Source organism: Acidobacteriota bacterium (assembly GCA_009861545.1).
GTDB lineage: Bacteria > Acidobacteriota > Vicinamibacteria > Vicinamibacterales > UBA8438 > WTFV01.
The window spans coordinates 1-3,270 of the sequence record VXME01000097.1 but is presented as its reverse complement, the minus strand read 5'-3'; the positions used below and the strand labels follow the sequence as shown (position 1 = coordinate 3,270).

Here is a 3,270-nt window from a genome sequence, read left to right as displayed (position 1 = left end):
CGGGACGGCAGTCCAGGGCCCGGCGGAGCGCAAACTCGAATCCCCCGATGAGATCCTCGCGGCCGATGAGCGCCGGCGGCGGGGTCCCGGCACCTGGACGGTAAGGATTGGCGAAGCGATCCATCAGACATATCTTACACCGTCTTATGCTCTTACCCAGAGCTTTCTCAGAATGAGATAAATCGCTGTAAGCACTCTACAGACCGTGTTCACGGCCGTCGAGGATGCCAGCGGCGCGGGGCGACCGGTACCGTGGCGGCGATGACCGGCGCGGGCGACGTGTTCGCCGAGTTCTTCGAGACGAAGGGATACGTCGTGGCCGACGGCGCCATGGGGACGCGGCTGTTCGCCCTGGGGCTGACCACCGGCGACGCGCCCGAGCGCTTCAACCTGTTGAAGCCGGGGCGGATCCGCGACGTGCACCGCAGCCACCTGCGGGCCGGCGCCGACTTGGTGCTGACCAACAGCTTCGGCGCCAACGGCGCCCGGCTGCGGCTGCACAACCTCGACGGGCGCACCCTGGAGTTGAACGAGTCCGCCGCCCGCATCGCCCGCGAGGCCGCCGAGGCCGAGTGCCGCCGAGACGCCCGGACCGTTCTGGTGGCCGGTTCGATGGGGCCGACCGGCGAACTGCTGGAACCGCTGGGCGCCATGACCGCCGCCGACTGCGAGCAAGTCTTCGCCACCCAAGCCGAGGGTCTGGCGCAGGGCGGCACCGACCTGCTGTGGGTCGAGACGATGAGCGACCTCTCCGAGGCGGAGGCCGCGGTGCGGGGCGCCCGAAGAGCGTGCAACCTGCCGGTGGCTGTGACGATGAGCTTCGACACCGCCGGGCACACGATGATGGGCGTCAGCGCCACCGCGACGGCCGAACGCCTCGGCGGCCTGAACCTGGCCGCGCTCGGTGCCAACTGCGGCAACAACATCGCCGACACTGAGGCCGCCGCCCTGGAAATCGCCGCCGCGCTCCCCGGCACCCCGGTGATCTCCAAACCCAACGCCGGCATCCCCTACTGGAGCGGCGACACCTTCCACTACACCGGCACCTCCGAGATGCTGTCGGCCCACGCCCACCGGGCACACCAAGGCGGTGCACGGATCATCGGCGCCTGCTGCGGCAGCACCCCCGCCCACATCGCCGCCATCGCGGCGGCGCTGGCGGGCGACCACCGCTCCTGACGGGCCGGCCCGGCGCCGGAGGCGGGCCCCGTACAATGCGCCCGGCATGCGCGAGAACCCCCCGGGGCCCTCCGTCGAACCTCACCCCCGGCGCTGGCTGATCCTCGCCGTGCTGTGCTCGTCAATGGTGATGGTCTTCACCAACCTCGGCTCGATGAACATCGCCTTGCCGACCATGCAGACGGCGCTTGGCGCCAGCGGCTCGGATCTGCAATGGATCACCGACGCCCAGATCCTGACCTTCGCCTGCCTGCTGCTGCCGCTGGGCGCCCTCGGCGACCGCCGGGGTCGAAAGGGCGTGCTGCTCGCCGGGATCGTGATCTTCGGTGCGGCCAGCGGGCTGGCGGCCTACGCGACGACCGCCGGGCAGGTGATCGTCTACCGAGCCGTCATGGGGGTTGGCGCCGCCCTGGTCATGCCGGCGACGCTGTCGATCGGCGCGGCGCTCTTCCCGCCGTCGGATCGGGCCAAGGCGGTCGCTGCCTGGTCGGCGGCCGCCGGCCTGAGCGGGATGCTCGGGCCCGTCGTCGGCGGTGTCCTGCTCCGGCACTTCTGGTGGGGGTCGGCCTTCCTGTTCACCGTTCCCGTGGCCGGAGCCGTCGTGGTGCTGGCTGCCTGGCTTGTGCCGACGTCCCGCGACGAGGAGCAGCGGCCGCTGGACGCTGTCGGATCGGCACTGTCGATCGTGGCGCTCGGCTGCCTGCTGTTCGGGATCATCGAAGGCCCCGAACTGGGATGGCGAGACCCCTGGGTAATCGGAGGCTTCGGCGCCGCGGCGGTGGGGCTCTGGGCCTACGCCCGCTGGGGGCGCCGGGTCCGGTACCCGATGCTCGACCCGGCCTACTTCGGCAATCGGGTCTTCACCCTCGGAGCCGTCTCCGCGGTCGCCACCTTCTGCGCCCTGTACGGAACCGTGTTCATCCTCACCCAGTTCTTCCAGTTTGCGCAGGGCCACTCGCCGCTCGCAGCAGGAGTCCGGATGCTGCCCGTCTCGGCGGTGGTGTTCCTGATCGCGCCCCGCATCCCGGCCCTGATCGCCCGGTCCGGCACGCGGTCCAGTCTCAGCGCGGGGCTGCTGATCAGCACCGCCGGGATGGCGATCATGGGGACGGTCAGGACGCTGTCGCCGTATTGGCTTGCTGCGGTGGGCCTCTCGGTGTTGGGCGTCGGGCTGGCGGTGACCATGCCGACCGCCGCGCACGCCATCGTCAGTTCACTCCCGCCGCACAAGTCCGGCGTCGGCTCGGCCCTCAACGACACGACTCGCGAGACGGGCGGGGCCGTCGGCATCGCGCTGTTGGGATCGCTGCTGTCGGTCGGCTACCGGCAGGGTGTCTCCGGAAGGCTGGGCGACCTGCCAGCGGCAACGGCCGAGGCTGCATCCGACTCGATCGGCGGCGCGGTCGGCGCTGGCGCCGATCTGCCTGCGGCGGCGGCCGAACGGCTGCTGGTCGTTGCCGCTGACGCGTTCGACCGCGGAGCGGCCTTGGCAGCCTGGGCGGCGGCCGCTCTGCTGCTCTTTACCGCTGTCATCGTCCACCGGACGTACCCGAAGAACCGCGCCGCCAGCGGCCACGCCACGCCGGCGGGGGTGGGCGCGGGGAGCCTCCGAGGTCAGCCGACGGCTCCGTCCGGCGAGATCATCCATTTCGTTCCTCCTGCGGTCCTGCCGGCGGAGGCGGACGCAACCACCAGGGACACCTAAGGCGGGCCGATGTCCAACTCCGACGGGACCGCCGGTTGTCGTGACCTGATCGCCGACCTCGCCGCCGCAGTGGGTGCCCAGCACACGCGGACCGACGAGGACGTCCTGGCGCCGTTGCTCGTCGACGAACGCCGGCGTTACCACGGCCACGCCTTGGCGGTGGTCCGCCCCGCCGACACCGCCGAGGTGGCGACGGTGGTGCGCCTCTGCGCCGCGGCTGGCGTCGCCGTGGTTCCCCAAGGCGGCAACACGGGGCTCTGCGGCGGGGCGACGCCGCTGCGCGAGGTGCCCTCGGTGATCCTCAGCCTGCGGCGCATGCGGGAGGTGCGCGACATCGACCGCCTGGGGCGCAGCATCACCGTCGGCGCCGGCGCCACGGTGTCTGA

3 protein-coding genes are annotated in these 3,270 nt (G+C 71.6%); all 3 read left to right on the top strand.

Annotated elements, in window-relative coordinates; all coding sequences use genetic code 11:
• Positions 1–252 precede the first annotated feature (252 nt).
• A complete protein-coding gene (locus F4X11_16135) occupies positions 253–1,179 on the top strand; it encodes a methionine synthase (protein ID MYN66534.1) in 927 nt (308 codons plus the stop codon).
• 46 nt (positions 1,180–1,225) lie between these two features.
• The gene (locus F4X11_16130; GenBank protein ID MYN66533.1) at positions 1,226–2,884 is read left to right on the top strand and encodes an MFS transporter; all 1,659 of its coding nucleotides are present in this window, start codon (positions 1,226–1,228) and stop codon (positions 2,882–2,884) included.
• Positions 2,885–2,893: 9 nt separating this feature from the next.
• Positions 2,894–3,270: FAD-binding oxidoreductase (locus F4X11_16125; protein MYN66532.1), on the top strand; the 377-nt coding region annotated here is incomplete at its 3' end.

Bases quoted from the DNA above. Each gene is read 5' to 3' on its own strand.
- F4X11_16130 (MYN66533.1), top strand. From the start codon at position 1,226: ATGCGCGAGAACCCCCCGGGGCCCTCCGTCGAACCTCACCCCCGGCGC.